Raw genomic sequence first — 26,986 nt, 5'->3', positions numbered from 1 at the left:
ATTCTATGTTTAATTGGATAGTGTGATTCTGGTTTTTTATCCTTTTTTAAAACCAATTAATTTTCGGTATTTCTGCTCGCTTTCTTCTAGAGCGACCTCAAGTTCTTTGTAATAGGTTATGTCTTTTATATTAGCAACGGCGGCTATAACATAGTTGTTTTCATCAATTATTGGTCTGCCACTAATGATAACCCGTTTTTTGGCTTTAGTTTCTGAATCTTCAATTATTATCTCAACATCATCCGTTGATTCTCCTTTTAATGCTTTTTCGAGTGGAAGATTTTGTGCCGGGAAAATGGTTTTTTCGTCAGGATAATACAATTCATATTTTGTAGACCAATCAAGGGTTGTTGGGGCTGTGGCATCTTGCTTTATTCCTATTATTTCTTCTGCCATGTGATTGGATAAAACAATTCGTTTGTGATTATCAGTTACAATAATGCCCTCACCAATATTTTCCAGAATTAATTTTAATTTGAGTTCATTAAGACGCACTAATTTATCAGCTTCTATTTTCTCGTTTTCAAGTTTTTTGCTTATCGAAATGTCTTTAATAAATGCAATGAAGATATATTTTCCTAAAATAGTAGCTTGTGATACTGTTAGCTCAATATCAAATTCGACATTTTGTTTGTTTAGCGCTGTGGTTTCAAATGTTTTATTAAGAATAGGTCCTTCGCTAGTATCTATAAAATGTTGAAGTCCTTTTAAATGATTCTCTCTATGCTGTTTTGGCATAATTAATTCGTGCATTCGTTTGCCTAAGGCTTCTATAATTGTCCAGCCAAATATTTTTTCAGCTTGAGGATTCCATCTTATGATGATTCCTTGGTCATTTATTACAATTAAAGCATCTGGAGCCTCATTAAATATGGTTTGTAATTGACCTTCGCTTTCTTTAAGTTTTTGTTCTGCTGCTTTTCGTTCCGTAATATCCCTAAGAATGGATTTATGCCCGGTTATCGTATTTCCTTCTCTTAACTGCATCACCGTTTGTTCTACCCATTTTTGTTCTCTTGATTTGGTTAGTATGGGAAATGTAAATTCCGTTTCATCTATTTTATTTTTAAATTGATTTAAGTAGAACTCCGCCACGCGGTCTTTCCACTCTGGAGCGACTAGTTCTGAAAAATGTTTTCCTATAAGTTCCTCCTGAGAGTAACCTGTAAGTTTTTTACAAGCAGGATTGATATAGGTAAAATACCCTTTGTAATCAGAAGTATGGACGACATCACTTATATTTTCTACAATTTCACGGTATTTTTCTTCGCTTTTGCGAAGAGTTTCTATAGCTTCTGCTAATTGTGCAGTACGTTCTGTTACTTTGCGTTCCAGTTCTTCATTCAATTTTTTGATCTCATTTTCTGAAGTTTTTCGTTCCGTGATGTCATGGATTACCAGAACACCGCCGGTTATAGTTCCAGCTGGGTTTTTTAATGGTCTGGCGGTTACAACTACAGAAAGACCTTCAGGTTTTTTATAATTTTGGATGAATATTTCCATATTATCCACTTCTTCGCCATTTAATGCTTTCACTAAAGGAAGTTCGTCAGTATTGAAAATTGTTTTGGTGTCTGGCAAAAAGAAACCATAAGTTTGAGCCCATCTTTCTATAGGAATATCCATGGGGCCAATTCCTATTATTTTTTCACCTGCAGCATTCCAAAGGATAATTTTTTTATTCTCATCAGCAACGATTAATCCATCACCCATGTTTTGTATCACTGATTGTAAAAGTGTATTTTGGTTATTCAGTTGTTCTTTGGATTGTGCTACTTCATAGTCTCTTTTTTCAATGTTTTCCAACATATTATTAAGTCCCAATGTGAGGGTACTGATTTCATCTTTTCCTTCAACGATCATGCGGGTTTTGTAATTACCGGTATCCTTTATCTGTTGTATTACTGTTACTAAGTTTAACAATGGTTTTGAGATGTATTTTTTAATGATCATCGCAATTAAAAAAGCAAGTCCGATTCCCACAATGAGCAATACGATTCCCAGGCGTAAAACATCCATTTTTATTTTATTCAATTCCGATAGTTCAAAGTTGATACAAACTATTCCTATTGTTTTATTATCTTTTTTGATTTTGGTGTAAACAAAAAGATTGTTATTGGTAAATCTGAAACTTTTCTGATCCATAGCAGGAACAACAAACCGAAATTTAGGATTGGCGCCCGGTTTAGTGTAGGATGCAAAAACATGCCCTTTTTTGTCCAGTATGCTTGCATTTATAATGTCGTTTTGTACGGCTAATTCGGATAGAATTTTCTTAGCGGCAGCATTATCCAAAAATTCAAGAGCCGAAACACCATTAAAACCTACCACTTGCGCAATAGCCATTGAACTTGTCATTTTCCGGTCTTTGAATCCTTTTATATCTATTATAACAAATGTTGTAATGCAAAGTGCTAATACAAATGCCGAGGTAAAAACCTGCATGAGTACCAGCTTGTTTTTAATGGAGATGTTACGTAAACTCATCATTTGTTTATTGTTTTAATGGTAAAAAATAGTACTTCGCACACAATAGGTGCTGTGATTTTACTTTTTATGAAGTTATACTTTCACTTAAATTGACGCGTAAATGAAACGATACAAATTTGCAATTTGATATTCTTATTGGACAATAATAGCATGTTGCAGCAAGAAGGAACTGATTCCAATTCCGGCTTTATTTATTGCTTTTAAGTTTACTTCAAATTTTAATTTATTTTCGACTATAACAAAATTCATCTGCGCTCCTTTTTTCCCATAACCATTACGCTCTGTTACTATCAATACAGGTTTGCCTGAAAATTTAGAAAGAATAGTTTCAATTGGGATGGTACTATTGTAAGGAACAAACAGAATATTACAAAAAGGGATTTCGTCTAAATTTTGATATTCTTTAATATCAATTTTTTTAGTTTTTGGAATGTCTTGTAATGAAGTGGTTATTGGACTTTGCTCCAGAATAGCTATTTTAAAAACTTGATTTTTAGAATAGTCTTTCCAGTTAACATAATCTATAAAACGATATAGAAAAGCAGCTTTTAAGGCATATTCCTTTCCTCCGGCATTCTCTTGGGCGGCTATTTGATTTGCTCCCATCAGTATGATGATTACTCCCCAAAAAAAGATATGATTTTTAAGTGTCATGACATTTTATTTTTATCGAAGTTCTGACGTGTTTTGAAAAAAATTAATGCTGTCTTATTTTTAAGAAATTCTGATTTTAGAATAAAGGTTCCTAAAGTGTCTTAATTTGAAATCAATTGCAATATAATTACTGTAAGGGACTTTCATTTAGTTATTTAACGCATTTTTTGGGTAAATCAGGTAATAAAATGACTAATTATGAAAAAAGACAGGTTGCTTTTTTCATATTGATGCTATTTTGAGGTTTCTTGTAGTTTTCTCCTTTAAATCATTAAAGATTCTAATTACTAATTCATAGTAGTTTTATAATTCCATTGTGGTATAGGAGTACAGCTAAAAGTCCTGAAATTATGTTCAATAAACACCTTAGATTCAAACACAAATTAAATTATTTTTTTTTGTAAAAAAAAATGTAAGTAACTGATTTTTAGTCTAAAAAAGCAATTTTATACTATGTAAATTTAGTTAATTTAAATCAAATAGTTTAAATTAAACAGGTAAATTTTTCAAGAAAAAGTAAGGTAGATTCTGGTTTTAAATTTGTGTAATTTAATTGCTGCCAGATTCTTAAAGTTTTAAAAATAAATGAATTTTTAATCAAGATTTTTAATGACAACCGCAATCGTCATCACCACAATTCTTTTTAGATTTTTTCTTCCAGAAGAATTTTCGAATTAAAAAAGCTACTGCAATTGCAAGTGCAACAAAAGCTATAATTTCTTGAATCTCCATAATCGTTTATTTTAGAATTTGATAGGCAATCAAAGCTACAACATAGGCAAAACCGCTCATGAATATAAGTTGTCCCAAAGGCCATTTCCAGCTGTTGGTTTCTTTCTTGGTAATCGCTAGTGTACTGGCACATTGCATTGCAAAAGCATAAAATAATAGTAGCGATATCCCTGATGCAAAATTGAATATTTTTTGACCAGTTTCAGGATTGATTTCGGATGCCATTTTATTCTTTATGGTAACTTCATTATCGCTTCCTCCAACACTGTAAATGGTCGCTAATGTTCCCACAAATACTTCTCTGGCAGCAAATGAACTGATAATGGCAATACCTATTTTCCAATCGTAACCTAAAGGAGAAATTGCAGGTTCAATAGTTTTTCCCATTAAACCAATATAAGAATTTTCTAGTTTTTGTGAGGCAACAGCATTATTAAATTCTGTTTTTGGCAGTGGTTTGTTTATCGTTTTTTTAGCTACAATTTTTTCAGCATTATTGAATTTTTCTCCAGGTCCGTAGGAAGCTAAAAACCATAGAACGATGGAGATGGCTAAAATAATTTTTCCTGCTCCAAAAATAAACGCTTTTGTTTTTTCGATTACATTAATTCCCACGTTCTTAAAAAGGGGTAATTTATAATTGGGCATTTCAACAACAAAATAGGTTTTTCCTTTTATTTTTAGAATTTTATTTAAAATATAAGCAGATAAAATGGCCATTCCAAAACCTAAAAGATACAATAACATCAACGTCATTCCTTGCATATTCAAAATCCCAAAAATGTGTGTGTCAGGAATTACAAGCGCTATAATGATGGCATAAACGGGCAGTCTTGCAGAACAGGTTGTAAAAGGAGTTACCAGTATGGTGATAAGTCGTTCTTTCCAATTTTCTATATTTCTGGTAGCCATAATCGCTGGAATTGCACATGCTGTTCCTGAAATAAGTGGTACAACGCTTTTACCGGATAAACCAAATTTTCGCATGATTTTATCCATTAAAAAAACTACTCGGCTCATGTAACCACTTTCTTCGAGGATGGAAATGAACATAAACAAGAAGGCAATTTGTGGTATAAATATCAAAATTCCTCCAATTCCTGGGATAATTCCCTGCGAAATTAAATTGGTTAAAACTCCAGCTGGTAAATTGTCGGCCGCAAGTGAACTCAACGAAGCAAAAGTGCTGTCGATAAAATCCATCGGAATTTTAGACCATTCGAAAATGGATTGAAAAATAACGAATAAGATTAAAAAGAAAATGACATAACCCCACACTTTATGCGTCAGGACACGATCGAGTTTGCTTCGAAAATCTTTAGCGACAGTTTCATCTACTTTTAGTCCTACTTTCAGCACATCATTGATAAACTGATAGCGTTTTATAGTTTCTTTTTGTTGCAAACGTTTTAAATCTGAGTGTGATTTAGTCAACGAATTTCGAATTTCGTTACGATCTAAATTCAGGAAATTTACATCCTGTGTGATTACTAGCCATAATTTATACAACAATTGGTTAGGAAATGTTTTGCGTAACGTATTGAAATATTCAGGATCAATACTGGACGCATTCAAACAGGGTTCACTAGAAATCGTTTTGTAGGTAACAATCAATTTTTTTAGTTCATCAATTCCAAAACCTTTTCGGGAACTGATTAACGCAATCTTGGTTTTTAGATGTTCTTCAAGGTAAGGAATGTCTAGTGTTATTCCTTTATATTCCATTCTATCAGCCATGTTTATGACTAAGATAGTAGGGATTTCTAAATCTTTTATTTGTGTGAAAAGAAGTAAGTTACGTTTCAAATTTTCAACATCGGTAACCACAAGGGCTACGTCTGGGTATAATTTGTCATTTTTATTCAGTAGCAATTCAATAACTACATTCTCATCAATGGAACTGGCATTCAAACTATAAGTTCCTGGTAAATCTAGTATATTGGCTTTTACATTATTGGGTAATTTACAAAAACCAATCTTTTTTTCAACGGTAATTCCGGGATAATTGCCCACTTGTTGGTTTAAACCTGTCAATTGATTGAAAACGGAAGTTTTCCCAACATTAGGATTTCCTATTAAAGCGACATTGATGTTTCGATTGCTTACCATAAGTTGGTTTTCATGATTTCAACTTCGATTTCTCGTGCCGTTTCTATGCGAATAGCAACATGTGAACCATTAATATTCAAATATAAAGGATCTCCAAAAGGAGCTATTTGAAGTAATTCTACCATATTTCCGGGTAAACAACCCATTTCTAGTAGTTTTAAAGGAACGATATCAATATCAAAATCTTTGATAATGGCTTTTTCGCCTTTTTTGAGGGACTGTATCGTTGTTCGCAAGACTTATTTAGATTGAATTAAGATTACAAAAGTACATATTTTAATGCCAAAACAAATGATAATTATCATTTTTGTAATTTTTTCAGATAAATAAATACTAGCAAATAAAGGCTATTAACAGGACTGATTAAAATAGAAAACTGTTGATATTCAAAATTTTAATCTTTTTTATTCGGTACATAAAAAATTAATATCTTCTAGCAACCGTTTCATATCTTCTTTTTTAGTTCCGTCATAAAAACCACGAACCCGTCTTTTAGTGTCAACCAAAACAAAATTTTCGGTATGAACCATATCATACAACTGTTCAGGTCTTCCTAATTTTACGGCCAAATAGGATTTTCTTGCCATCGTGTAAATGTCTTTTTTATCGCCGGTTACCAAGTTCCATTTGCTGTCAATAACTCCGTTTTTTAGTGCATACGCTTTCAAAACTGGTATACTGTCGACTTCTGGAAATACGGTATGGGAAAGCAACATTACTTTTGGATTATTGATAATCGCTTTTTGAACCTCGGCTAAATTTGTTGTCATTTTTGGACAGATTGAACCACAGGTGGTAAAGAAAAAATCAGCTACATATACTTTGCCTTCATAGTCTTTTTGGGTAATGGTTTTTCCGTTTTGATTTACAAATGAAAAATCAGCAATCGTATGATATTTACTGATGTATTGAACGGTGCTGTCTACTAATTCCGGGTTTACATCTGAAGGATTATAAATGGGTAGTGTTTTACTTGGTTTAAGGGCCACATAAAACAAGTAAATTGTTATGATAGAAAAGACTAATAAAACACCAAAGAACTTTCGGTATTTATAAAAAATAGATTTCATAAAAGTAATTTGATGCAAAAATACGAAAAGGTAATTTTAAAAAAGAATCTTTTTAATTTTATCAATTTTCAATAGTGGAACAATTAAAAACAGTTGCATTTTTAGGATAAATACTATAATTTTTTTGTTTTTTCAAAATTGACTTTACAAAACCTGCCAGCGTATAAATTGATGTGAACAACATACATCATTCCTTTAGCATTGTTAAAATTTAACTATTAAATTGCAAAATAGTTGTCTTCCATGTTGTAAAAATTCTTTTGGACCACCTATTCTAATATTAGGTTGATAAATTTTTGAATCAAACACATTTGTAACTAATACTTGGGCAGTAATTTCGGCATCATAGACTTTTATTTTTGTATGCGAAAATGTCAAATCTAACTTAGTATAAGACGGAATCGTAATTATTTGTGTTATGTCTTTATTGCCATGTTTTGCCTGAATTTGAGAATAATAATTGATTCTCGAATTGATTGTAAAGTTGTCAGTTGCATCAAAAGTCAAACCTCCTGTTATTCTATGGGGATAAACACCAAGATTTACCGTACGAACTCCAGCATATTCATCAGCATCTTTTTTAACATATGAATAACTAATTTCTGTTCTAATTTTGCCTGTTTTATAAAATAATTGACTCTCAATACCAAAGACATTTATTACATTATCTGAATTTATGAACCCGCCTGTTTCGGTAGGTTCAATAAAATTTGTAGCTATATTTTTGTAGGCAACAATATTTGCTATTAAATTACTGGTAAACGATTGATTAATTCCAATCTCAAAGGTATTCATACGAGCCGGATCAAGTTCATTAACCACATTTTTTACTGATGAGGCGCCAAGTTCAAAAATATTAGGTTCACGGAAAGCCTGCCCAAAAAGAAATCGAATCGAAGTTCTTTGAAATGGTTTGTAAACTAGTCCACTGCGAAAGGTGAAAATGGATTTATAGATATTGTGATAATCAAATCGTCCTCCCAACGTGAGATATAATTTATCAAATAGTGTTTTTTGCAATTGTAAAAACAGTGAATTTTTATCCTGACGAAAAAATGGTTTGCGCATTCTGTTTTCAATAGAACGTGTTTCATCAAAACTAGGGTTTAATTGGTCTGTAGAAAGTGCTAAACCTAATAAGTCAAGCCTATCAAATGTATACCCGCCAATAATTGATAAGGTCTGACTTGGAACATAATTCAATTGCACGTTTCCTTTATATCGTTTTGAACCTGAACTCGATTGCTGTGAATAGGCCAACATAAAATTGTCTTTAATTTCATGATCCGTAAGGGCTATATCTGGATTATGCCCATTTTTCACAAGAGTATCATAGACAGCAGTGTCAAATGTGTAGTTTACCCCCCAGAATCGTTCTTTATAAAACTGGAGTTCTGTAGTTATTTTAAGTTTTGCAGTAATTTCTTTTTCTATACCAGCATAATACAAGGTTAATTGGCGGTGGTCACTTTGATTGGTGTAATCTAACGAAATATTTTCAAGTCCTTTACTGCCTTTAATGTCATAACCCTCTATTCCCACATAGAAACCTTTATAAGAAATTTTAGCAGCATATGGTAGCGACCAGCTGTACTGTTTGAATTCTTGGTTTTCGGGAAATGCTTTATTTGGAACTCCTTGTCTGAAATTTATAGTGTCTTTTATAAAATCTTTATAATCCCAAAGATTGCTACGGAAATATCTAAAACTACCACTAATGCGAAAATCATTTAGATTTCTTCCAAAAACGATGCTTTGAGATTGAGTTCCTTGTGTTCCAACTTCAGTATGATACTCTATTTCATTAAAATCAGAGGAATCATTTTTTGTGATGATATTAATAACACCAACCAAAGCATTGGCACCATAAAGTGCAGAAGCCGGGCCTTGCAGTATTTCAACCTGTTTGATGTTATGCATTGCAAATTGTGTTGAAATAAATGTTTCGGAAGCATATAAATTTTGCATTTCTCGTCCGTTTATTAACAGTAGCGTTTGCGAAAAATTACTTAGAAAACCGCGTTGTCCGCCAAAAGTAAAATGGTCGGTTCTTATGGCTACCACACCCGGGACATTTTCTAATAAATTTGTTAAATCAGTATAGCCATTTTCAATAATATCTTTTTCAGTGACTACGTAAATGGTTGCAGGTGCAATTTTCTGATTTTCTGGTTTTTTAGAAGCAGTTATAACTTCAACATTCATTAGTTCTTCCAGACTGAGTTCAAAAAAATCAACGCCAGAAATCAATGTTATGTTTAAATTTATCGTTTCACTGGTGATTTCAATCGCTTGCACTTTGAAATTTTCTTTTATAAATTCAAGAGTTCCTGCAGCTGCTGGAACTTCAATGGAATACTTTCCTGTCGCATCTGTAAAAGTTTTTAGGGGTGTGTTTTTCAAACTAACTTTTACATTTTCAATAGGTTTGTTTGTTTTGTCTGTGATTAGCCCAGTTACTGTTCGTTGTGCAAATACCATATTTGCTGTGAGAACCAATATAATAAATAAAGATTTTTTCATGATTTCTTTTTTTATTAATAATTGATGATTTGTTGGTAAAAAAATGTCTTTTCAGGTAGGACTAAGTTATTTCAATCAACTCTATAAAATATTTTTTCGCTGTTACGTTTTAAAGAACCACTGGCTTTGTTCCATCTTCATTTTTTGAATCCAACTGTCTTGAAAAATAGTTTTATCGTGTTTGCAATTTGGTTTTGATAGCATTGTGATAAATTGTTTTAAGGATGAAGTTAGCATTGTAAAGTATTACATCCTTAGTGATTTCGGTAACGGTTTTTTTTATTGAAGAAAAACAAAAAATGATTTTAATGCCTCAATATAAATTTTACCGTGCTGTAAGTTTATCGTTTGGATAGTAACCAAAGTTTAAATTTTTCTATTCGTTCCTTGTTTTAATAGATGGAAATTTAGTACTTTATTCTTCTTTTGCTTAAAAAAAATGAATTGTAGATTGTATTGAATAAATACTAAATACTCAAAATTAACCACCATCTTATGCCTTCTTTTTGAATAAATGCTAAACTGACTTTCATCTCAGTTTTTATAGGTTTCGTTGTTGAATTTTTTTTAGATTTTGGCATATTAAAGTTAGTGAATTTTTTGTTTTGCGTTGCTGTTTTTTTTAATAAAAATGAATAAAAAAGAAGCTGACAAAAATTACTTTTTCTCGATTAAAATCGAAATTTAAAGTTCCAAAATTCAATTTTTTTTCAGTCAACTTGTTTAGGGCCAGTACAATGACTAATGTATTATCGGCGTTCTTTTCTCAAAGAATAATTTACCATATATAAGCCAAACAAAGTGACCGCTCCTCCTAATGCAATTGCTGTATTGAGTGTTTCTCCAAAAATAAGAGCACCTAAAATTACAGCGATAATTGGATTGATGTAGGCATAAATACTATTGATTTCAGCAGGTAAATTTTGCAGTGCATAAATGAATGCGATAAAGGTAAGAACGGAACCAAAGATGACTAAATAAGCAATTGATAACCATGAAATCATTGGTATAGAACTTAAGCTTACGGATGTTCCCGTTGCACCGGTAAAGGCAAAAAGCAAAATACTTGATAAGAACATTTGTAATCCTAAACTGAAATATGGATTGAAACTGGCCGCTTTTTTCTTTGTATATAAGGTTCCAAACGCCCATGTTAAGGTTGAAATAACCGAAATGAAAATTCCAAATCTGAAATCTGGAAGTAAGAAGTCACTTAAATGATCGTAGAAAATAACACAGACACCACCAAAACTTACCACTAAACCAATAACGGCTAACCGTGCCAGTCGTTCACCCCTGAAAAAACTAATAATTACAACCCATAGCGGAACAAGTGCGCCTATAATAGCACCTAAACCACTACTGATGTACTTCACGCCCCAAGTGCTTAGTCCATTGCTTAAAACAAAATTAAGAATGCTGAGAATGATAATTGTTTTCCACTGTTTCCCTTTTGGCCAAGGCGTTTTTTTAAACATAAAAAAGGAAATATAAAGAAACCCACCTATAAATTGTCTGATGCCCGCGAGTTGTAAAGCCGGCATATGCTTTACACCTTCCTTAGATGCAATCCAAGTGGTCCCCCAAAAAAAACTTACCCAACATAAAGCCAAAATAGGCAAGCCAATAGTGTTTATTTTAGATAAAAAAGCGTTTTTAATTTTAGTTCTCACTTTATAAATTTGGTTTTGTAAAAGTATAATTTAAAATGGTTTCCACTTTATCATTCAAAATAGTTTTTCCTATTGATTTTTCGGAATGATTGAATTTTGGCGCAACCAAATTTAAATAAATAGCTTTTTGGCTATAATACTCTTCTCGGGAAGGATGATAAGGAGTCACTGCATTGAAGGTTTCATCCCAAGAATTAGTAGCAATAATCTTTAGAATAATACCGATACAATCCTCCTGATGAATTAGATTTATAGGAGCATCTGGATTGTCAAGATTCTCACGACCCGCCAGGAATTTTATAGGATGTCGGTCTTCGCCAATTAAACCACCAAAACGAAGCACAGTAGTTTTGAAGTTTTTATTGCTTTGTAAAAGCTGTTCTGTTTCCAATAATTGTTTGCCGCTTTCAGTATCCGGTTGAGGTGGTGTTTCTTCAGAAACGACTGTATGTATATCCCCATAAACTGATGTGGAGCTTATGAAAATCACTTTATCAATAGAAGATTTTTCTATAAACGGAATTGTATTTCTAATCTTAGAAACGAAGTTCTCTTTTTCTGAACCACGAAGTTTTGGCGGAACATCAACTATCAAAATTTCGGATTTTTCTAGAAAATCGGTTATTTCCCCTTCTGTTTTATATTCTGAAAGGGTCAGTAAAAAAGGATTGATTCCTGAATTTTCCAACACTGATAATTTCTCCACCGAAGTAGTCGAACCATTTACTGATAACCCTTTTCTTAATAAGGCTTTCGCCAAAGGCAAACCCAACCAACCACAACCTAGAATGCTAATTTTTGTCATTTTTATTTTTAAATTATTTGACTTTCAAGCTGTCTTTCACAATCGTCAAACTATCTTTTACAATAGGAGTTGTCAAGGCAGTATTCAAAGTGTTTACAATCACTATTGGACTTGGTTTTATTTTTTCTTTAATCACCACCGCATCATTCAAAACGAAAGGTGTTGGCATCATCCAGTTCTCTCTTTTTGCTATTCCAAATAAAGGATTGGTAATTAAATCAAAAGAACTTTCCATTAATTCCATATCAAAAACGGTAGCCGTATTTATAGTGAATTGTATTTCCAAAGGGGCATTGTCAACTACATAGTAACTCAATATTTTCTTTCCTTTTCGTTGGTACAATGAATTTTTCTGACCTAAAGAGGTCACGCCGTTTGCTTTAAAATTATGAATAGCCATTTTTTCATTGGCAAAAATATCATAACGGTTTACTTTTCGGTTCGGAGAAATTTTTATTTTTAAATACCTTTGATTGCCCACAATTCGGTCTTCAAGAAATTCGATACTTGGTTTTTCTAATACTTTTATGGGAGCTTTGGATTGATATGTAAAGGTAGTATTGTATTTACTTGGCAATGGCGTGTCCTCCATGGCAGTCGCTTCTTTTGGGTTTTCGCCTAAATAGCCTTTGGTCCAGGAATCAAGATTGGTGTCATACGTTAGCCAATTTGCCGTGTTTGTATCGGCATTATAAACATATAACAAACTGTTTGATTTAGCTTTTCCAAATTCGTATCCTGATTCGGAATGCGCTTTCGCAAAAAAGCCGATGGCAAGGACAAAAAACACAAACGACCAGATTCCTTTTTTGGCGAAAGCCCCAAAAATAGGCAACAATAAACCGAAAGTCAATACAGTAAGAATCGCACTTCCAAACAGCACTTTTAATCCCAAACCAATAGGGAACATTTGTATAAATGGGGCTATGATGATCAAAGCAGGAATGCTGCATATAAGATTTAGTATTTTATTGGATCTTTGAGTTACAATAAAAACACTAAAAACAAATAGCCCAAAGTAAACCGGAATAATCAAAAAGCCAGCACCTTGTAAAGTAAAAGCCAGACCTCCGTTGATGATAATCCATAGAAATAATGGTGCTACATAATGATTCATCGTGACTTTTTTGGCCGAAAAACGGTTGTAAAATGCCAAGCTTATCGCTAGAGCCAAAAGTACAAATGCAGCGATATAAGCGTGTCCATTATAGGTGAATCCATTGAGTAAATCATTGTATTGCGGGTAGACTTTAAGCAATGCTTTCCATCCAAAAAAAGTAATTAATCCCGTGATGATTACAGAGCCTAAAAACGGAATAAATCCTCGACCAATTTCCCGAAAAGATAAAATGCGTTTGGCTCTTCCTAAAAACAACAGGAAAATGAATAAAGCCAATGCAATTACCACCATTGGTAAAACCCAACTGAAAGGATAACTTATAAATGTATACGGTATAGTAAAATAAACATCATCATCTGTGGCTTGTGTAGTATTCAAATCAGCATTCGAAAAATAGTTTAACAAAGGCATCAAGTATGTGCCTTGATGCGCTAAGGTGTTTTTGTTCAAATGGTTGATGTCATCCTGAACGGTATGATAATTAAAATGGTCGTCAATAAAGGCAAAATTATATCCTTGAATATTGCCTTGTTCCCTAAAAACGGTCAAATCCGTATCATTAGGCAACATTTTATAAATGCTGTACATCAAGGAATTTGATACCGGAAAAGTAGCTTTAGCAGCAGCAAATTCTTTTACCAATCCAGCATTTCCCTTATTGGTTTCCATCAACATATAGCTTGGTCCTGAAGAACCGCGTGCTTCAAAATTGAGTGCCAAACCCACCTCTTTGGCCCATTGATGGCGGGTTACAAAAAGAGCCGCGCCATTCAGTCCTAATTCCTCCGCATCCGAAAACAAAATAATAATATCGTTTTTATGTGGTGTTTTATTGTGTAAAAAAGCACGAACACTCTCTAATATTGTCGCTACACCAGAACCTGCATCGCTTGCGCCATGAGAGTAGGAATGCGGCGCGCTGTCATAATGAGTAAGCAACAGCAAAGCTTTAGAGCTATTGCTACCTTTTATTCGAGCCAATATATTCTTGGATTTTACCAGATTTCCCCAATCACTCAACGTATAGCCTTCCTGAATAGTGGTTTCTAATCCAAGTTTGTTCAACTCTTTTTGAAGATAATTTGCCACAACTTCATGATTATCTGAACCTACATAATGCGGTTGCTTTGAAATGGATTCTACTTGAGCCATAGCCCTTTTTGTCGAAAATTCAGAAAGCAAGCCTTCGTCATCCGAAGTAAAACGTGGCATCATCGTAAAGTAAATCAATCCCAAAATGACTAGGATAAATGAACTGGCAAAAATGGAGAAATAATCTTTTTTCATGATTAGGAAATAGATTGGGGTTGTGGTATTTAAATATCTTTTTTGACTAACATATAAAAATCATTATCTAAATGCATATAGCCTTGGTCATACAGAAAATAGTAGGTATTTCCTGTTTTGGTTTGTAAAATATTGGTGAAAAATTCAAAGTCAAAGCCTTTGCTCAGGAGTTTCGCTCGGGTAGTTTTTGATTTTCCTTCTACATTAAGTTCGGATAGAATGCGGTAATTCTTACGCAACTTATTGTTGATGTTACGCATAAAATTTGTGCTGTCTTTGTTTATCTTGTTATTGTAAGCATTACGACAACCGTCACTGCAAAACTTTTTGTCTTCGCGGCCTACAATCTTTTCGCCACATTCTAAGCAGGTTTTATTCATAGTTTTGTTTTTTGAAGCGAATTAACAGTGCATATTTGTTAATATTGTTCCTGCTTTTCGTTTCAATCTTTATTTTTTAAAGAAAAAAATAAAGGATTTTCACTGCAATCAGGGCTAACGGGAATTAATTTTTTTATTTTGATAAATCAAATACAATCAGTCAAATATATACATTTTTTTCCATTTACAAACGCTTACAAACAGTTACAACCGAAAGTAAACAGTTAGTAACCGAATAATTTTTGCGAGCCATCGCATCTTTGCAATGTTGATTTGAAACACTGATTCAACAAAGAACTTACATACACTAACATTTAAATTTTACACGCCATGAATGCATTAAGAAACAAAGTACAGTTAATTGGACACGTAGGGAATGATCCAGAAATCAAAACTTTTGATGGAGGGAAAAAATTAGCCAATTTTACTCTAGCCACAAACGAAAGTTACAAAAACGACAAAGGAGAAAAAGTAGAAGAAACCCAATGGCACAAATTAGTAGCTTGGGGAAAAACTGCTGAAATTATTGAGAAATACGTAACCAAAGGAAAAGAAATTGCCATCGAAGGTAAATTGGCTCACAGAAGTTACGATGATAAAAACGGAGAAAAACGATATATTACAGAAGTAGTGGTTAATGATATTTTGCTTTTAGGAAAGTAAAACAAGGTTCCAATACGAAACCACCGTTTGCAGCTCAATTTAGCTGTAAACGGTGGTTTTTTTTACAACACTAAGACGAATGCTGCAACTGGCCATGACCATTTTAATGGTTCATTAATTCTTGAAAATAATCTACAAATTGACCTACATGCAAACCATCCATTAATCCGTGATGCACATGAATAGACATGGACATGGTTCTTTTTCCGTTTTCAGCAACCATCATTTTACCAAAAGAAATCTTCGGGCAACTATCTGGAAAAGTATAACTTCTGGCATGAGATAAGGAAGAGAAATTGAGCCACGGTATTGCCGAAAAATGAATTACATTATCATTTTCAAAAGTTCTTGTAAAAAGACCAGTAGTGTTCTGTATGCGTTCAATTTCTGTGATAGCCGTTTTTTTGAAGACAGTGAAATCAGCATTGTATTCAATCAAAGAGAAACCAAAAGTACCGTCTTCCCTACCAATTGTGGCAGAACCATTTATTTGGTCATAAACAAAGATTTTGTCATCAGATATTCGGTAACGAAATGTTTCAATCGTATTGACCGCAACTAATGTTTTGTGTAAGTAATAAATGAAAAATGAAGCGTTTAACGCTTTTGCAGTTTCATAAGCTTTGGTACAATCGATGTTTACAGTTGCACCAAAAAATGGTTCTTCCATTTGTTTAAAAAATAAAAAGTGTTCTTTTCTATTCCAATTTTCTATATCTAAAAGTGTTTTCAAGATTTTGTGATTTTATTTATTAGTTAAAAGTATTGCATTCTTTCAAATCTTAAATTCATTTTATTTAATTTTTATTGTAAATAAGAAGAAAATTGATGTTTGTAATGGTATGATATTAAGAAATTGTTGCTGATAAGAACCCAGAATAGTAGACATAAAAAAGCCCTAAAAGAAATTCCTTTTAGGGCCTTTTGGAAATAAAAACTAAATTTATTTTACTCTGAAAGTAACTCTTCTAACTAATCGTCTTGCGTTTTCTGAATCAATATCTACTGAAGTATCTTCGCCAGCTGCAATTACATTCAATCTTGAAGCATCAACATTAGCTTTCACCAAAGTATTTTTCACATTGTTAGCTCTTGCATTAGATAACTTATCATTGTAAGCAGATCTTCCTATTTCGTCAGCATGACCTACAATATCAATTGTCGCAGTAGGATTGTTTCTTAGGTAGGTTAACATAAAATCAGTACCTTCTGTTGAGACATTGGTTGGAGTAGATTTATTGAAATCAAAATAAACTGCAACATAACCACCGTTGATTAAGCTTTTAATTAATTCGTTGTTTGTTAAAAGCGGAGAGTTATTAGTCGTACTACCATAATTTTTCAAGATGTAAGCTTCTGTTTCATCAGGAACATTATTGTTGTTTTTATCAATTGATCTTCCTTTAGTATCCACCATAGTTCCGGCTGGAGTATTAGCTTCTTCATCTAAATAATCAGCAACTCCGTCTTTATCAGAGTCTAGCATTTTATTTTCAATAGCAGCAATTTTTGCGTCAATTCCGTCTAAACGACTTTCATTATCAATAATCCAGTCAGCGTGTTTTACATTTTTACCTAAGTAAACAGTTAAACCTACTGTACCATTGAAAAGAATTCCTGAAAACCCTCTTGAAGTACGCGTAGTTGCAGCATCAAAAGTACCATCTTGAGAAGCATTAAGAATGGTTGTGAAATCACCTGTTAAAGCGATTCTGTCAGATAATTTGATTTGGCCTGTTACACCAGCCATAAAGTTACCCATTCTGTCTTTCCATGCAGAATTTTGATCTTCTAGCTGCGCTAAACCAAAACCAGCATGACCTAATAAACCAATTGTTTTAGTCCAAGTTTCAAAACTCATGATTCTTCCTAAGTTTGCAACTGCTTGTAAGTCTACTCTGTAGTACTTAGTGTCAAAATCTTTTGAACTGTTTTGTCCTTGGAAACTATTGTAACCAAAGTCAGCTTTCAAACCAAATTTGTTATTAAACATGTATCTAACTCCAAGATCGGCAACATAAGGACTTGGCGTAGAAGTAAAATAACCCGAAGCCATAGGTCTTTGTGGTTTGTTAAAACCTCCTGCTAATTCAACAGACCATTTGTTGTAGTCTTCTTTAGTGCTTTTTTCTGACTCAGTTTGAGCACTCATCGATGTAAATGCCAGAGCAAATACTAAAATAGGTATAAGTTTTTTCATTTTTTTTTCATTTTTAAATTCTTTGCAAAAATACGACATATTGTTTGATAAGAAATTTCAAACAGTTAATTATGAAATTATTGCCAATAATTATATAAATAAGTGCTAGTTTTGGTTTATCATTAATTTTTTATATGCTTTTTTGCAGATATAAATCGTTGGTTGTTAATGGTAATTGGTTAAAATTGGCATTAATGGGTTAAAAAAGCAAGTTTTTACTTATATAATTGTTTTCAAAATATCTGAAATTTTAATAAAAGCATTAAAGTTGTCATGTTCTACCTTATAATCAATTTTTTCATGAGCCCAAGTAGTGTGAAAAGGGATGTGAACAGCATGTCCTCCTATGGCTAAAACTGGTAAAACATCTGATTTTAATGAGTTTCCAATCATCATGAATTCCTGTGGAGTTATTTCTAATCGCTTGATCAAATCCAGATAGTCTAATTCTTGCTTGTCGGACATGACCTCGATATGATGAAAGTATTTTCCCAATCCGGAATTGTGTAACTTTCGGCGTTGATCCAATAAATCTCCTTTGGTTGCCACGACTAATTTGTATTTTCCGTGTAAAGCTTCCAGGGTTTCTTGAACGCCATCTAATAAAACAATAGGTTTCTCAATTAATTCCTTCCCATATTGGATAATTTTTTCAATGATTTCAATTGGAATTGTATTGTTGGAAATTTTCATTGCCGCTTCAATCATAGAAAGGATATACCCTTTTATGCCATAACCATACATTTTTAAATTGTCGATTTCCACTTTAAAAAGTTCTTGCGAAATTCCTTGATGGGATAAATAATCTTCCATCAAACCACAAAATTTTTTCTCGGTTTCGTCAAAATAAGTTTCATTGATAAATAAGGTGTCGTCGGCATCGAAAGCAATTACTTTTAGGCTCATATTTGTTTAATTTTACCGCAAATTCGCTAATTAATATAGTAATGGTATATATTAATTAGCGAATTTTCGATTGATTTTTCTTAATTTATAGTCTCTCCATTGGCAACGCCATCCGTATCCGGATTTACAAATACCAGTTTCCCTTCGGCATTTGTAGTCATCAAAATCATTCCTTGACTTTCTACACCACGAAGGTTTCTTGGAGCCAAATTCACTAAAACAGTAACTTTTTTTCCTACGATATCTTCTGGTTTGAAACTTTCGGCAATTCCCGAAACTATCGTACGAACGTCAATTCCGGTGTCAACTTTCAAAATCAAAAGCTTGTTGGCTTTCGGCATTTTTTCGGCTTCCAATATTGTTCCTGTACGGATATCCATTTTGGCAAAATCCTCAAATTGAATCGCTTCTTTCTGTGGTTCTGCTTTTTTGTTTTCGGCAGTATTAGCCGTTTTTGTTGCTTCCAGTTTGTCGATTTGTTTTTGGATTTCCTCGTCTTCAATTTTGGCAAACAACAATTCAGCTTCCCCAATTTGGTGTCCAGCCTGAATCAAATCAGATGTTTCTGAAATGGTACTCCAGTTCAACGGGCTTTCTATTTTTAAAATTCTTGATAATTTTTTTGCTGTAAAGGGTAAGAACGGTTCGCAAAGTGAACTCAACGCAGCAGCTATTTGCAACGCCACATACATTTGCGTTTGCACGCGCTCCGGATTGTCTTTGATGACTTTCCAAGGCTCTTCATCTGCCAAATATTTATTTCCTAAACGCGCTACATTCATTAGTTCGCTTAAAGCTTCACGGAATCTGTAACGTTCCACAGAACTCGAAATCACAGCTGGGTACGCTTTCAATTCGGTTAAAGTCGCTTCGTCTACTTCTGAAAGTTCATTTGGTTGAGGAACAATTCCGTTGTAATATTTGTTGGTTAAAACCACCACACGATTAATGAAATTCCCGTAAATCGCTACCAATTCATTATTATTTCTTGCTTGAAAATCTTTCCAGGTAAAATCATTATCCTTAGTTTCCGGCGCATTTGATGTCAACGCATAACGCAAAACATCTTGCTGATTCGGGAATTCTTCTAAATATTCGTGCAACCAAACTGCCCAGTTTTTAGACGTAGACAATTTGTTTCCTTCTAAGTTCAAGAACTCGTTTGCAGGAACATTGTCCGGCAAAATATAACTTCCTTCGGCTTTTAACATCGCCGGAAAAATGATACAATGGAAAACAATATTGTCCTTCCCAATGAAGTGAACCAGTTTCGTATCCTGATCTTTCCAGTACGGTTCCCAATCTTTTCCTTCGCGCAAAGCCCATTCTTTCGTAGATGAAATGTAGCCAATTGGCGCATCAAACCACACATATAATTTTTTTCCTTCAGCACCTTCAACGGGAACATCAATTCCCCAATCTAGGTCACGAGTTACCGCACGAGGCTCGAGTCCGCCGTCAATCCATGATTTTACTTGTCCGTAAACATTGGGTTTCCAGTCATTTTTATGTCCAACGAGAATCCATTCTTTCAAGAAATCTTCATAACGGTCCAAAGGCAAAAACCAGTGTTTCGTAGATTTCAAAATTGGAGTTTCTCCAGTTATTGTCGATTTTGGATTAATTAAATCCGTAGCGTTTAGCGTCGAACCACATTTTTCGCATTGGTCACCGTAAGCTTCTTCGTTGCCACATTTTGGACAAGTTCCCACCACAAAACGGTCTGCCAAGAATTGGTCTGCTTTTGCATCATACAATTGTTCGGTCACTTCTTCGATAAAATCACCTTTGTCATATAGTTTTCTAAAAAATTCCGAAGCCGTATCATGATGAATTTTAGCCGAAGTTCTGGAATAATTATCAAACGAAATTCCAAAATCAGAGAACGATTTACGGATTATTCCATCATATTTATCGATTACTTCTTGTGGCGTAATGCCTTCTTTTTTGGCTTTCATCGAAATTGCCACGCCGTGCTCGTCACTTCCGCAAACAAACAAAACGTCTCTTCCCTGCAATCTTAAATATCTGGAATATATATCCGAAGGCACGTAAACACCCGCCAAATGGCCAATGTGAATCGGTCCGTTCGTATAAGGCAATGCCGCTGTAATGGTATATCTTTTTGGATTCTGTATCATGATTCAATTTTATTGAGTGCAAAAATAAGATTTTTTATGGTAGGGACAAGTCGCGACTTGTCCGTACTTGCATGTATTTTTAAATATTAGGATTGTTTTCAGGAGCTATTTCCTGCTCTACGCTATATCTATTGTGCCGAACCCCGGCACAATAGGATACCGCTTTTATCAGGGCTAGGGGATCCTGCATCACATGAAGTTTTTGTTTAATTACGGAAAGCCGTAAAGTAATGAATTTTCTTTTCTGTAAATTTGAAGAAAGAATATAAAGCTAAATACAAGCTTTTAAAGAAATAAAGAGATTTAATGAAATCACAAGCCTACTTCGAAAAAATCCATAAACAAATTGAAATTCGTTTACAAGAATCCCATACAAGTATTAGAATTGCAGTGGCTTGGTTTACAGATGCGAAGTTATTCGATATTCTTTGCGAGAAAGCCAAAGAAGGAATTCAGGTTGAATTACTTATGGCAAATCATGAAATAAATCACGATAGCAATATAAAATCACGAGATTTAATTACAAATGGAGGACAAATATTTTGGATTGGCAAAGACACTGCCTATGCGCCTTTAATGCACAACAAATTTTGTGTAATTGACAATACTATTTTAATTTTTGGTTCTTATAACTGGACACAAAAAGCAAAATCAAATCACGAAAGTATCACTGTGATTGAAGAGGATTTTAACCTCATTTTAGATTTCAATCAGGAATTTGACAAGATAAAAGACAAATATTACAATCCAAATGCGGAAATAGATTGGATTAAGATTGTTATACGATTGGAAACATTAGTAAATGTAATTAAGCTCGAAGATTTAGAAGATATTAATTATCAAGTTGATAAAACCAAAAGTCTTATTCCTAAAAATCATTCAGATAAAAAACTGGACTCATTAACCATTATATTAAATCATTGTTCAAAAAAAGAATTTAGTCAGGCTGTAGTTTTAATTCAAAATTTCACCGGTGAATTCAAAAAGATAAGTATTTACAACGATCCTGAAATTCCTGCTTTACAATTAGAAATTAGAAGTCTTGAATATCAAATTTCAAGTTTGTCAGACGAAAAAACGGATATAGAAAAGAACATCAGAAGTTTTGAATTAAAGTATAATGAAGAATTAGGGGGATTAATTACCAAAATTCTTCATTACAAGAAAGTTGTAGCTGAGAAAATTGCCAAAGAATCAAGGGAAGACAAACAAAAACAGCAAGAATACGAAGAAGCAAAATTTGACTATGAAGATTTTTCAAAGTCATATAACGATAAATTAAACGAGCCAAAACCTTTTGTTTTAGATGAAGAAAAACAAAATGAATTAAAGAAAAATTATCGTAAAGCGACAAAACTTTGTCATCCTGACAAAGTAACGGACGACCAAAAAGAATTGGCAACCAAAATATTTACCGATTTAAAAAACGCTTACGATAATAATAATCTTGAAAAAGTAAATCAAATTTTAAAAGATTTAGAAAAAGGAATTTTCAAATCGCAAGGTGAAACTATAGATAAGAAAGATAAACTTAAAATAATTAGAGAAAATTTAATTCGCAAACGTAATGAGCTAGAAGAAATGTTATTATTAATCAAGAATACTGATGTTTTCAACAAGATAAACCATATTAAAAATTGGGATAATTATTTTGAGGAAACAAAAGAAGAATTTACAAAAATTCTTGAAGAACTAAAAAACGAAACAACTATTTAGAATATGGAAGAAAATAATAAATCTTTAATCTCTGTAAATAATTCATTAGCAAAAATCGAAAAACAAATTGCTATTGGAGAGAAAATTCTAGAAATAGCAAATCAATCATTTTTACTATTAATTAGTCGAGATTTTCATTTTCAAACAATGTCTATTGAAGACTACAAAAACGTAACAGCAAATCTAATTTTCAACAAAAAGAACGAAAATGTATTTATTGAAAATTTAATATCAATAGAATTAGTCACTCGAACATTTAAAATAATATTCTTTACTAAATTTGGGAAATATTTTTCAACAGCTATTGGTAAAATACTGAAAATAAAAGATTTAAAAGATTTATTTACTATTGAAATTCAAGATGAAATAGTTGATGTTGTATTAATTGATGATTTAAATAATATAAAAGGCAAGCAATTATTTTTTGTCACTCAAAATGGTTTTGTAAAAAAAACAAAAATCAAATTATTTATTGATGAAATATTGACAAGTGAGCTTGCTATAAAATTGAATGAATATGATTTTTTAGTTAAAGTAAAAATTGTGGATATAAATAGTTTAATTGTTATTAGTTCTAAATTTGGTCAATTATTTTATAATGAGGCATTTAAAATAAAAAGTTCTCCTAAAAATTCATTTGGTTATATTCAAGGAAAACTTGCAGAGGGCAATAATATCGTTGTCGGGCTGGCAATTCTTGAGAACTCTGAGAAATATTATGATGTAATTTTTGTTTCTGAAAAAGACTATGTGAGAAAAGAAAAAGTTACATTTTCATATGTAAATAAAGAGAGGAGTCATGAAGTTAAAGCAGCAATAGAAGAATTAAATAATAAACAAAATGAAGAAAATTTATTAAAGGGGCTTTTTGTTCAAAATCAACAAACACAATCTAGTGTACTTAATAATTCTATTGAAGACTGGAAACCAGTATTTTCGAAAAATAGATTTATTTCATATGTAGAAATTTTACAAGATGAAACTATTTTTTTGTTACTTACAAACAAAAAATATTTTTATAAGTTTAAGGCAGATGATATAAAAATCAACAATTTAATTAGTAACCGTATAAGATTCCCTGACGGTACAAAAATTAATGATTTTTATGAAAATGAACATGTTCAAGCTATAGTTAAATTACCCAATTTAATTAACAAAACGATAAAATGAAATATATCAAAATCAAACAATTTTAATAATGAATTACGAAAAAAGGATATGTTGTTTTATTGATATTTTAGGTTTCAAAAAGCACATTAATCAAACAGTGAATATTGATGGAGAAGATGATATAAAAAAAATTAAAAAAATAAAATCAATTTTAGAGCTATCTAAAAATATTACTGATGACTTAGGATTTTGCAAATCAAAATGTATTACTTATTTTTCAGATTCAATCGTAATATCATATAAATACAATGAGCCAAGTCAATTATTTTATACATTATTAGATTTGTTATATGTAAGTTTTGAACTTGCAAACAAAGGCTTTTTGATTCGTGGAGGTGTTAGTATTGGAAAATTAATACATACTTCTGAACTTATATTTGGACCAGCATTGGTTGAAGCATATGAAATCGAATCAAAAAAAGCCAAGTTTCCAAGAATTATAGTGGATGAAGAAGTGATAAAAAATGGCTTAGAGCACAGAAAAAATATAAATTCTGAAAAAGACGAAAATGAATCCATAATGAATATTCTTTCGTTAGATAATGATGGTATGTATTATATCGACTATATTACTAAATCATCATCAGAATTTGATGATATCGAATTTGGTTTGTATGATTATATTGAAAGTTTAAGAAATAATTTTTTCTTAAACTACAATAATGAGAATATTGAGGTAAAAGAAAAATTAGATTGGTTAAAAACAAAATTGAATTTACATATTAAACAAATTCGAGAAAATGTTAAAAATCCAATTTTTTCATCAGAAGTAGTTGAGTATTATTCAACTTTAAAAGAAATATAAAAACTGCACACAATAGGCGATTGGATTGATTGAGGACCCGATAGGAGAGTTGCAATCTGTTCCCGCAACAAAAATCAAAATTATTCGAATTAGTATATAATCATTTTTACAAATAAATGTTGCCTGTTTTTTTGTCATAGTTTGTCTGCTAGAATTGCAAATTCTCACTATCTGTTGGATTTCTAATCGCCCATAACTATCATTTTTTTATCTTTGTAAACATAATTAAAGAATACTGTAAACCATGGCAAAAGGACCCGAAAAAAACACCAAAAATAAGGCTTTACATACCAAATTGCTCAATCGGAAAAAGGCTAAACTTCAAGAAGAAAAAAAAGAAAAAGCGTTGCGGTTGAAAGCTTTGGTTACAAAAATGAATCAGAAAAAGAATGGTAACGAATCTGATGTCATATAAATCACAATGTATTTCTTTACTGTAATAATTTAACTGAAATTTGCACTTTAGTATTTAAACACAAAACAAATGGAATTCGGTAGAATAATTATTTCAGAAACGGCAATGAACAGTGAAAATCTCCAAGATGTAATTCACTCTAATATTTCGGTAATCAACTTAATGCGTGAGGAAGGTGTAAGCGATGATTTGATTCACGAAGATGCTATAATGAGTTATTATTTAGATTATTATACGTCACAATATACCGAGGGAAATTTTGCTCAATTTGTATATAATTCGGGTTGGGACAAAGAGCTAAACGAATTGATAGAAGAAGGTTTGGCATTGATTGGAGCCGAAAAGCATTTGGAATTGTTCCAACAACAATCCAAAAAAGTAAAATTAATGAGCAGTGTCAAGCTGAATAAATTCCTGAAAGGGAAATTGGAAGGTGTAAATCCTATCCGAGATTTGCTTAACAACGACACTTTTTTCGAAATAGAAGAAAACTTGATTACTTTAAATGCTGATTTTCTTAAAACACACCCCGATTTTGAAGTCCTTTCTGTAGACGACATGTTTGCAACCTTAGAAGAATTTGTGGGGCACGAGATTAAAAGAGACTAAAGTAAGTCAAAAGTCCAATGTCATAAAGTTTTTAAAGTCCTGTTTTTATTTGTTTTTTTGAAGTTATGTTGTCAATGTAAATTAAACATTAGGGCATTTGAAGCATACATAAGTATTGGACTTTATGACTTTCGACTTTTGACTAATTTTTTCCCCCATTTCTATCAAACATTTCCTTAAATTTGCTTCCATTATTATAAAAGTTAGCGTTAAAAAAATCAAGCTATGTTACAAATCGCATTTATTAGAGAGAATCAAGAAAAAGTAATCACCGCTTTGGCAAAGAGAAACATCGATGCTACAAGTGTTGTTGAAGAAGTGGTACAACTGGACGAAAAACGTCGCGCTACGCAAGTGGAGTTAGACAACATTTTATCCGAATCTAATAAATTATCCAAAGATATTGGCGAATTGATGAAAAGCGGAGAGAAAGCGAAAGCCGCAATACTAAAAGAAAAAACTGTTTTAAACAAAGAGAAAAGCAAAGTTTTAGCAGAAAAAGCCGATGCACTTGCCGCAGAACTTTTAGAGAAATTATATACGTTACCCAATCTTCCAGCTGATATTGTTCCTGTTGGGAAAACGCCGGAGGAAAACCTAAACGTTTTTGAAGAAGGGGAAATTCCAGTTTTGCATGAAGGAGCACAACCGCATTGGGAATTGGTAAAAAAATACGACATCATCGATTTTGAATTGGGTGTAAAAATCACTGGCGCAGGATTTCCTGTTTATAAAGGAAAAGGAGCACGATTACAACGTGCCTTGATTAATTATTTCTTGGATAAAAATACGGCTGCCGGTTATAATGAAGTTCAGGTTCCGCATATGGTGAATGAAGCATCAGCTTATGGAACGGGACAATTACCTGACAAAGAAGGGCAAATGTACCATGACAAAACCGATGACTTATACTTAATCCCAACAGCGGAGGTTCCGGTAACGAATTTGTTTCGTGATGTAATCCTTAACGAAAATGAATTACCAGTTTTAACAACGGCTTACACGCCTTGTTTCCGTCGTGAAGCAGGTTCTTATGGTGCGCACGTACGTGGATTAAACCGTTTGCATCAATTTGACAAAGTGGAAATTGTACGTGTAGAACATCCAGATAAATCATACGAAGCTTTGGACGGAATGGTCGAACACGTTAAAAGTATTCTTCAGGAATTGAAATTACCATACAGAATTTTGCGCCTTTGTGGCGGTGATATGGGTTTTACTTCAGCTTTGACGTATGATTTCGAAGTTTTTTCTACTGCGCAAGATCGTTGGTTAGAAATTAGTTCGGTTTCTAATTTTGAGACTTTTCAAGCAAATCGTTTGAAATTACGTTTCAAAGACAAAGACGGGAAAAACCAATTGGCTCATACTTTAAACGGAAGTTCATTGGCTTTACCAAGAGTATTGGCTGGAATTTTAGAAAATTACCAAACTCCGGAAGGAATCGTAATCCCAGAAGTTTTGCGTCCGTATTGCGGGTTTGATATTATAGATTAAATTTAGCTTGTTTTTATTTAC

General features: G+C 32.6%; 22 protein-coding genes. 7 read left to right on the top strand and 15 right to left on the bottom strand.

Annotated features, from left to right (window positions below):
• Window positions 1-36: 36 nt before the first annotated feature.
• The 11 genes from T410_RS04000 to T410_RS03955 all read right to left on the bottom strand — a co-directional run bounded on the left by T410_RS04000 (window position 37) and on the right by T410_RS03955 (window position 14,843).
• The gene (locus tag T410_RS04000; protein ID WP_081897799.1) at window positions 37-2,490 is read right to left on the bottom strand and encodes a PAS domain S-box protein; all 2,454 of its coding nucleotides are present in this window, start codon (window positions 2,488-2,490) and stop codon (window positions 37-39) included.
• 132 nt (window positions 2,491-2,622) lie between these two features.
• Window positions 2,623-3,144, bottom strand: a complete 522-nt coding sequence (locus T410_RS03995; RefSeq protein WP_035668901.1) for a YfiR family protein — start codon at window positions 3,142-3,144, stop codon at window positions 2,623-2,625.
• A gap of 606 nt (window positions 3,145-3,750) precedes the next feature.
• The gene (locus T410_RS16665) at window positions 3,751-3,876 is read right to left on the bottom strand and encodes a FeoB-associated Cys-rich membrane protein (RefSeq protein WP_081897798.1); all 126 of its coding nucleotides are present in this window, start codon (window positions 3,874-3,876) and stop codon (window positions 3,751-3,753) included.
• A 6-nt stretch (window positions 3,877-3,882) separates the two neighbouring features.
• The gene (feoB, locus tag T410_RS03990) at window positions 3,883-5,985 is read right to left on the bottom strand and encodes a ferrous iron transport protein B (RefSeq protein ID WP_035668900.1); all 2,103 of its coding nucleotides are present in this window, start codon (window positions 5,983-5,985) and stop codon (window positions 3,883-3,885) included.
• Entirely contained in the window at window positions 5,979-6,221 is a 243-nt protein-coding gene (locus T410_RS03985; protein ID WP_035668898.1) for a FeoA family protein, read from the bottom strand. The genes feoB and T410_RS03985 overlap by 7 nt, the downstream gene beginning before the upstream one ends.
• 168 nt (window positions 6,222-6,389) lie before the next feature.
• Window positions 6,390-7,055 (bottom strand): SCO family protein, encoded by a 666-nt coding sequence (locus tag T410_RS03980; RefSeq protein ID WP_035668897.1) that lies wholly within the window; start codon window positions 7,053-7,055, stop codon window positions 6,390-6,392.
• Window positions 7,056-7,259: 204 nt separating this feature from the next.
• A complete protein-coding gene (locus T410_RS03975; protein ID WP_035668896.1) occupies window positions 7,260-9,578 on the bottom strand; it encodes a TonB-dependent receptor in 2,319 nt (772 codons plus the stop codon).
• Window positions 9,579-10,327: 749 nt separating this feature from the next.
• A complete protein-coding gene (locus tag T410_RS03970) occupies window positions 10,328-11,251 on the bottom strand; it encodes a DMT family transporter (protein ID WP_035668894.1) in 924 nt (307 codons plus the stop codon).
• 1 nt (window position 11,252) lies between these two features.
• Entirely contained in the window at window positions 11,253-12,056 is an 804-nt protein-coding gene (locus T410_RS03965) for an SDR family oxidoreductase (RefSeq protein ID WP_035668893.1), read from the bottom strand.
• A 13-nt stretch (window positions 12,057-12,069) separates the two neighbouring features.
• Entirely contained in the window at window positions 12,070-14,391 is a 2,322-nt protein-coding gene (locus tag T410_RS03960; RefSeq protein ID WP_035674067.1) for a M28 family peptidase, read from the bottom strand.
• A gap of 101 nt (window positions 14,392-14,492) precedes the next feature.
• On the bottom strand, window positions 14,493-14,843 hold the full coding sequence (locus T410_RS03955) for a hypothetical protein (protein WP_035668892.1): 351 nt from the start codon (window positions 14,841-14,843) through the stop codon (window positions 14,493-14,495).
• 330 nt (window positions 14,844-15,173) lie between these two features.
• On the opposite strand from T410_RS03955, the gene T410_RS03950 reads away from it, so the two are divergent.
• Window positions 15,174-15,506: a single-stranded DNA-binding protein gene (locus T410_RS03950; RefSeq protein WP_035668890.1), complete on the top strand. Its 333-nt coding sequence runs from the start codon at window positions 15,174-15,176 to the stop codon at window positions 15,504-15,506.
• Between the two features lie 103 nt (window positions 15,507-15,609).
• On the opposite strand, the gene T410_RS03945 is transcribed toward T410_RS03950, so the two are convergent.
• From T410_RS03945 to metG, 4 genes are all read right to left on the bottom strand, one after another.
• The gene (locus T410_RS03945; protein WP_035668889.1) at window positions 15,610-16,239 is read right to left on the bottom strand and encodes a chloramphenicol acetyltransferase; all 630 of its coding nucleotides are present in this window, start codon (window positions 16,237-16,239) and stop codon (window positions 15,610-15,612) included.
• Window positions 16,240-16,449: 210 nt separating this feature from the next.
• On the bottom strand, window positions 16,450-17,706 hold the full coding sequence (locus T410_RS03940) for an OmpA family protein (protein WP_035674064.1): 1,257 nt from the start codon (window positions 17,704-17,706) through the stop codon (window positions 16,450-16,452).
• Window positions 17,707-17,925: 219 nt separating this feature from the next.
• Window positions 17,926-18,612, bottom strand: a complete 687-nt coding sequence (locus tag T410_RS03935) for an HAD family hydrolase (protein ID WP_035668887.1) — start codon at window positions 18,610-18,612, stop codon at window positions 17,926-17,928.
• 80 nt (window positions 18,613-18,692) lie between these two features.
• A complete protein-coding gene (gene metG, locus T410_RS03930; RefSeq protein WP_035668886.1) occupies window positions 18,693-20,753 on the bottom strand; it encodes a methionine--tRNA ligase in 2,061 nt (686 codons plus the stop codon).
• Window positions 20,754-21,059: 306 nt separating this feature from the next.
• Here metG and T410_RS03925 point away from each other — a divergent pair, with 306 nt between their 5' ends.
• The 6 genes from T410_RS03925 to serS all read left to right on the top strand — a co-directional run bounded on the left by T410_RS03925 (window position 21,060) and on the right by serS (window position 26,965).
• Window positions 21,060-22,469, top strand: a complete 1,410-nt coding sequence (locus T410_RS03925; RefSeq protein WP_035668885.1) for a phospholipase D-like domain-containing protein — start codon at window positions 21,060-21,062, stop codon at window positions 22,467-22,469.
• Window positions 22,470-22,472: 3 nt separating this feature from the next.
• Window positions 22,473-23,639 (top strand): hypothetical protein, encoded by a 1,167-nt coding sequence (locus T410_RS03920; protein WP_035668883.1) that lies wholly within the window; start codon window positions 22,473-22,475, stop codon window positions 23,637-23,639.
• A gap of 28 nt (window positions 23,640-23,667) precedes the next feature.
• Window positions 23,668-24,444, top strand: coding sequence for a hypothetical protein (locus T410_RS03915; RefSeq protein ID WP_035668882.1), 777 nt, complete (start codon window positions 23,668-23,670; stop codon window positions 24,442-24,444).
• 244 nt (window positions 24,445-24,688) lie between these two features.
• Window positions 24,689-24,859, top strand: a complete 171-nt coding sequence (locus T410_RS17025) for a hypothetical protein (protein WP_193743720.1) — start codon at window positions 24,689-24,691, stop codon at window positions 24,857-24,859.
• A 69-nt stretch (window positions 24,860-24,928) separates the two neighbouring features.
• The gene (locus tag T410_RS03910; protein WP_035668881.1) at window positions 24,929-25,468 is read left to right on the top strand and encodes a DUF4375 domain-containing protein; all 540 of its coding nucleotides are present in this window, start codon (window positions 24,929-24,931) and stop codon (window positions 25,466-25,468) included.
• A gap of 225 nt (window positions 25,469-25,693) precedes the next feature.
• Entirely contained in the window at window positions 25,694-26,965 is a 1,272-nt protein-coding gene (serS, locus tag T410_RS03905) for a serine--tRNA ligase (protein ID WP_035668879.1), read from the top strand.
• Window positions 26,966-26,986: the final 21 nt, after the last annotated feature.

The organism is Flavobacterium sp. 83 (assembly GCF_000744835.1).
Taxonomy (GTDB): Bacteria; Bacteroidota; Bacteroidia; order Flavobacteriales; family Flavobacteriaceae; genus Flavobacterium.
This window is presented reverse-complemented; position numbering and strand designations above follow the sequence as displayed.